A 6235-nucleotide genomic window follows, 5' to 3' on the forward strand; every position below is an offset into this window, starting at 1 on the left:
CGGGCTCCGTCCGCGCGGGCGCGCCGGCCGCCGGGTGGGCCGGGGAGGCGGGCCGGCCCTCGGGCACCTGGGCCTGACTCTCGGCCCGGTCCCTGAGCCGAGCCAGTGCCTGAACCTGAGCATTGGCCTGAACCTGAGCATTGACCTGAGCCTGGGTGGACGGCGGGGTCGCGCCCGTCGCGGCGTCCGGCCGCGCCACGTTCGCCGGCACCGCGAAGGCGACCTCGGAGCGGGTCTTCACCGTGCCGGTGATGGGATCGACCTGATCGACCCGGATCCGGTAATCGCCGGGGCGCACGCCCCGCCCGATGGTGAAGCTGACGCGGCCGTCGGCGCCCGCGCTGCCGGGGGCCACCAGGGTGTCGTTGAGGTAGAGCCGCACCGTGGAGCCGGGCCGGGCCTGGCTCGTCACGTAGAGCCGGCCGCCCTCTTCCGCCTCGACGCTGACGATCTTGACCGGCGTGGCCTTGTCCGCCTCCGGCTTCGCGCCGGCCGCTCCGGGCACGTTCGTTGCGAGCCGGTCGGCATCGGGCGTCGTGCCGGCGGTGTTGCCGGGCGCTTTGCCCGGCGTCTTGCCGGTTCCGGCCATGCCGGCGCCCGGTTTCTCGCCCCCGGGCTTCGCCGTCGCGGCCTGCCCTGTCGCTGCTTGCCCGGTCCCGGCCTGCGCGGGTGGGGCGGCCACGGGATCGGGCTGGGAGAGCACGATGGTAGGCTTGTCGGGGGAGGTCAGGGCGATGAGGGGCTTGGCGGTACGGTTCGCGGCGACCACCACCGACACGCTGTCGCGGGAGACGCGCGCCCGGCCGTCGGCCCCGGTCACCCGCAGGGTGATCTCACTGGTGCCGGGGGGCAGGGCGGGTGGCACGATGGCGAATTGGCCGGACGGGTCGACCAGCGCACGGGCAATCGGCCCGTTGTCGCGCAACAGCTCGACGGTGGTGTTGGGCGGCGCCCGGCCCGCGATCACGGCCTCGCCGCTCGGCTCGATCCGGATGATGTCGAAGCTCGGCGCCTCGCCCTGCGGCGGGGCCGGGCTTCGGTCCGGACCCGGCTGCCCCTCCAGGGCCGCCCGGGGCTTTCCCGGTTGGGGCGTGCCTCCCTCCCCGGCGGGGGCGGGATTCGGGGCGGGAACGGGAGACGGCGCGGCCGACCCGGGCTTGCCGGTCGCGTCGGCGGGGGGCGCGGCCAGGGGAACGGCCTCGCCCTCGGACGCGCCGCGTCCGGCGAGACCCTGCTTGAACATCGTGCCCGCGCCGTAGAGGGTGACCACGAGGGCGAAGCCCGCCAGAAGCCCCACGCAGGCGAGAAAGATGCTCCGTCGCAACTCCGCCCTCATGACACTCCACTCCTTCGTCCACCGGCGCGGCGGCCGAATTCCGCCGTGCGGGGATAGGGCCCGTCGACAAACCGGCGATTGATGGCGACATATTAACGAACATGACCGGAACACCAAATCGAGCCCGCCGCCCCAAGGCCGGATCTCCCGTAAAATCAGCACTTTGGCGCGTGGACAGCACGTGCGCCCTGGTCGCGGCCCGCAAGGGAGGTCCGTCATGGCGCCGTTGAGGACCGTTTGCGTCTATTGCGGCTCGGGCTTCGGCGGCGACCCGGCCTTCACGGCGGCGGCCGTGACCCTCGGCAAGGCCCTGGCGGAGGCCGGGATCGGCCTCGTCTACGGCGGCGGCAATGTCGGGCTGATGGGCACCGTGGCCCGCGCGGTCATCGAGAACGGCGGCCATGTCACCGGCATCATCCCCGACTTCCTGAAATCGCGCGAGCGCATGCTCGACGAGATCCAGGAGACGATCGTCGTGGAGGACATGCACACCCGCAAGCGGCTGATGTTCGAGCGCTCCGACGCCTTCGTGGCCCTGCCGGGCGGCATCGGCACGCTCGAGGAACTGGTGGAGCAGCTGACCTGGGCGCAGCTCGGCCAGCACAACAAGCCGATCCTGCTCCTCTCGGTGGCGGATTTCTGGACGCCCCTGCTGACCCTCCTCGACCACATGCGCGCGCAGGGGTTCATCCGCGCGGGGCTCGACCTGAGCTACCTCGTGACCGCCGAGGCGTCGGACGTGGTCGGCCTCCTGCGCGATGCCGCCGGGGCCACCGAACCGGCGCCCGCCGCCGAGGCCCTCGTGGCCGAGCGCTTCTGACGGCCATGCCTCACCGCAGGGCGCCGGTCTCCCGGAGGTAGGCGGCGCTCTCGGGGTGGAGCCACGCCGCCGGCACCGCCGCGACGAGGTTGCGCGGAGCGGCATCCGCGCCCGCCGGATAGGCGCGTGCCAGGGCCGCGTTGCCCCGGTCCATCGCCCGCACGAGGCGCGCGACCGCACCGGCCTCGACGCCGGCCCGCGCCAGCACGAAGCTCCACGAGCCTACCGTCTCCACCGACGTCCCCTGTCCCCGGAGGACGCCGGCCGGCACACTCACCCGCCGGAGCGACGGGTGCAGCGCCAGGATGGGCTCCATCGCCTCGGGTGCCGGCCCGAAGAAGCGCGCGCCCCCCGGCGCGTCGGCGAGAACCCGGAAGCCCGGCCAGCCGGTGCCCGCGCCCCAGAGGGCGTCGGCCCGCCCGTCCAGCACCATGGCGGCCCCGTCGCCCGCCCGGTCGAGCAGGATCGGGGTGATTGCGCGCTCGGGGTCGATTCCGGACCCGCGCAGGACGCTCCGGCCCATGACCGTGAGGCCGGACGCGTGCGTGCCGAGGGCGACGCGCCGGCCGCGCAGATCCGCGACGCCGCGGATCGGGCTGTCGGCCCGCACCACGAAGAGGCCCGGTGAGGCGCTTACGGGCGCCACGACGCTCAGACCCGTCTCGGAGCCCTTTTCCACACCCAGGGCATCGTAGGCGTATTCCCCCTGCACCAGGGCGAGGTCGACGCTGCCGGCTCGCAGCAGCCCGAGGTTCTCCTGCGAACCCTTACTCGGCCTCAGGGTGAGCACCAGCCCGGGATCGGTCTCCCGCACCGCCTCGGCGAGGGCCTGCCCGAAGGCCGGGAACGAGCCGCCCGGCGTCGCCGTGGCCAGGACGAGCCGCGTCTCCGGGTCGGCCTGCGCCCGGGCCGGACGCGCCAGCGCCGCCAGTGCGGCGCCGAGGACGAGGGTGCGTCTGCGCATGAAGGGTCTCCGGTCGGCGCACGCGCCCCGTGCGGGCCACGATGGTTGCGGCGCAGGCGGCGGTTTGGCAACCGGCGCCGCGGCAGGCCCTGGCCGGCCGCGGCGGTTCCGGTCAGGCGCAGTGCCTGAGGTTCGCCGGCTCGGGCGCAGGCGCCGCGTCCGGGCCGACCCATCGCGGCACCCCGGCCCCGGCCAGGGTCACCTGCAGGTGGACCGGTCCCGGGCAGCCCGCCCACAGGCTGGCCGGGAGCAGGGCCGCGCCATCGGTCCAGCGCCAGACGACGGCGCCTTCGCCCTCGACCGGGTGGAAGCCCGCGCCGAGGCGGGCATCGTCCAGGGCGATGTCCCGGGTGCCCCCGATGGGGTCCATCACCGCGAGGCCGGTGAGCACCAGGCCCAGGCGGCGCCGGTCGCCCGACGCGGCATCCACATGGACCGGTACGCCGGTGGGCGAGACCAGGTACACGTCGCGAGCGTCCGCCGGCAGGACGAGGCGGGCGGTGAGGCCGTCCATGGCGGGCCGGATCGTCACGCCGTCGGCCACGAGGTGGAGGTCGCCCGGTACCGCGTCGACCAGGGCCCAGCCGGCGGCCTCGGCGCGCTCCCGCAGACGGAGGCGCACGAAGTCGACCAGGGGGCCGTCCGCGTGGAGGGGCCGGCAGAAGGCGGCCGCGCCGGACCCGGAGGGCGCGTCCGGCCCGAGGGTCAGGTCGACGGTCGGCGCCCCGGCGAAGAAGGCACGGTTGCCGACATCGCAATAGCTCTCGGCGGGCAGGTTCTCGGCCAGCAGGATGTCGTGCTCCTCGAGTTCGACGTGCCAGTAGGTGACGCGCTCGACCGGGTCCTGGGTGAGGGTGGTGCCGTTGACGAGGCTGCCGGCGGGCACCAGCACCTCCCCGAGGAGGTCGAGGCAGAGGGCGTGACCGGGTGAGACGCGCAGGTCGCGCACGGGTCTGTCCGGCCCGAAGGCGTGGGCGGCGATGCGCACGGGCAGGCGGTCCGCCCGGCCCTGGCACGGGATCGTGCGCTGGCCGAGCCAGCGGATGGGGCGGGGCTCCCCCGAGGCGGTGACGGCGAGATCGCCCACCACCAGATCCTCGACGGCGATATCGCCCCGCACCGTCCGGATGCGGGTGCCTCCGGCGTAGCAGACCGTGTCGGTCACGAAGACGTCCGGTCGATTGTTCGTGTCGCCGGCCACGAGGTCGCTGGACAGGCTGGTGAAGGCGACCCGCGACCCGTCGCTCGAGATCGAGGCGTTGTAGCTGAAGCCGTCGCCGGTCTGGGTCCCGTCGGCGGCCGTGGAGGCGCGGACGGTCGAGCCGGACGGCAGGTCCTTGACGAAGACGTCGGGCGTCCCGTTCGTGTCGCCGGCTACGAGGTTGGCGGCGTTGCTGACGAAGGCGACGCGCGTGCCGTCGGCCGAGATCGACGCGCCGAAGCTCTCGGCACCCCCTTCGACCCCGTTGCCGTCCGTGGAGGCACGGGTGATCGCACCGCTGGCCACGGTCTTCACGAAGACGTCGGTGGCGGCGTTCGTGTCGCCGCCCACGAGGTTGGTCGCATCGCTGGTGAAGGCGACGTAGCGGCCGTCGGCCGAGATCGCGGCGCCGAGGCTGCCGCCGTCGGCCTGCGTCCCGTCGGCGGCCGTGCTGACGCGGGTGATCGCGCCGGTGGCCACGTCCTTGAGGAAGACGTCCTGCTGGCCGTTCGTGTCGCCCGCCACGAGATTGGTGGCGCTGCTGGAGAAGGCGACGAAGCGGCCGTCGGCCGAGATCGCGGCGCTGTCGGTGAAGCCGAAGCCGCCGCTGGTGTCGTTGGCCTCCGCCCCGCCGGCATCCGTGCTGACGCGCGCGAGGGCGCCGGTGCCGAGGTTCTTGACGAAGACGTCCTGCTGGCCGTTCGTGTCGTTGGCGACGAGATTTGTGGCGGCGCTGGAGAAGACGACGTGGCTGCCATCCGCCGAGATCACGGCGTTGAGGGCGGAATCGTTGCCGGGCGTGACCCCGTCGGGGGCGGTGTTGACCCGGGTGATCGCCTGGGTGCGCAGATCCTTGACGTAGGCGTCGGTCTGCCCCGCCGTGCCGCCCGGCGCGAGGTTGCCGGCATCGCTCAGGAACGCGACGTATCGGCCGTCCGCCGAGATCGTGGCGCCGCTGCTCGCGCCGTCGGCCTGCGTCCCGTCGGCGGCCGTGCTGACGCGGGTGATCGCGCCCGTGCTCAGATCCTTGACGAAGATGTCCTGCCGGCCGTTCGTGTCGCCGCCCGTGAGGTCGCCGGAGCCGCTCTCGAAGACGACGTAGCGGCCATCGGCGGACATCTGGGCGGCGCCGCCGGGCGTTTGACTGAAGTCGCTGCCCTTTTGTCCGGTCGCATTCGTCGAGGCGCGCGTGATCGACATGGGTCCGTCCTGATGGTCGTGCGCCGACCTGACGCTTCATCGAAGCTGTACCAGTGATTAACGAGATAAGCTTCCTCTTCGATCATGAAACGACAGTCCTCTCCTTCAGGATATTGATTTGTTGTATAAATATCACGACTAAGTGATGCACTATTCTTGGGCTTGAATTTGTGTAAAGGCGGATCGTCGTCGAACCTCCTCGCAAAGACATGCTTCGTCTTCGTGCGGCGGGTCGAGGTCCGGCGCCGGTCCAGATCGGCGATCGACTTCGCCTATGCTCGGCGATCCACCGGCCGCGGGGGGCGGTTGACATGGGCCCGAACCTGCCACCTCTGGCAGGCCTCAGGTGGACATCGGGAGCAGCGTCATGAAGGTCGTCGCGGATCTGTGCATCGTTCCGATGGGCGTCGGTCCCTCGGTCTCGCCCTACGTGCGGGAGATCAAGGCGATCCTCGATGCCAGTCCCCTGACGGCGGAGATGCACGCCAACGGGACCAACATCGAGGGCGAGCTGAGCGAGATCTGCGCCCTGGTGGAGGCCTGCGAGGCCCGCTTGAGCGAACTCGGCGTCCAGCGCGTCTTCTTCACGATGGCCTTCTCGTCGCGCCGCGACAAGGACCAGGCCATGGCCGACAAGCTGAAGGCCGTGCTGTAGGGCGAAAGCTCCGCTTCCCCGGAGTCCGATCGCCGAGGATCCACGACTTGAAAGGGTGG

5 protein-coding genes are annotated in these 6235 nt (G+C 72.4%); 2 read left to right on the top strand and 3 right to left on the bottom strand.

What is annotated here, in order from left to right; translation table 11 throughout:
- Positions 1-1336: hypothetical protein (locus K2X24_RS17805; RefSeq protein WP_292499674.1), on the bottom strand; the 1336-nt coding region annotated here is incomplete at its 3' end.
- A 217-nt stretch (positions 1337-1553) separates the two neighbouring features.
- Between K2X24_RS17805 and K2X24_RS17810 the strand changes: the two genes are divergently transcribed.
- Positions 1554-2156 carry a TIGR00730 family Rossman fold protein gene (locus K2X24_RS17810; RefSeq protein ID WP_238278004.1) on the top strand — a complete coding sequence of 201 codons (603 nt, stop codon included), beginning with the start codon at positions 1554-1556 and terminating at the stop codon, positions 2154-2156.
- 10 nt (positions 2157-2166) lie between these two features.
- Here K2X24_RS17810 and K2X24_RS17815 read toward each other — a convergent pair whose 3' ends face one another.
- Together K2X24_RS17815 and K2X24_RS17820 are read right to left on the bottom strand one after the other, a co-directional pair.
- A complete protein-coding gene (locus K2X24_RS17815; protein WP_292499677.1) occupies positions 2167-3120 on the bottom strand; it encodes a TAXI family TRAP transporter solute-binding subunit in 954 nt (317 codons plus the stop codon).
- Positions 3121-3232: 112 nt separating this feature from the next.
- Positions 3233-5521, bottom strand: a complete 2289-nt coding sequence (locus K2X24_RS17820) for a Hint domain-containing protein (protein ID WP_292499678.1) — start codon at positions 5519-5521, stop codon at positions 3233-3235.
- Positions 5522-5888: 367 nt separating this feature from the next.
- Here K2X24_RS17820 and K2X24_RS17825 point away from each other — a divergent pair, with 367 nt between their 5' ends.
- On the top strand, positions 5889-6176 hold the full coding sequence (locus K2X24_RS17825; RefSeq protein WP_238278010.1) for an MTH1187 family thiamine-binding protein: 288 nt from the start codon (positions 5889-5891) through the stop codon (positions 6174-6176).
- Positions 6177-6235: the final 59 nt, after the last annotated feature.

Source organism: Methylobacterium sp. (assembly GCF_019750675.1).
In the GTDB taxonomy this organism is placed as follows: Bacteria; Pseudomonadota; Alphaproteobacteria; order Rhizobiales; family Beijerinckiaceae; genus Methylobacterium.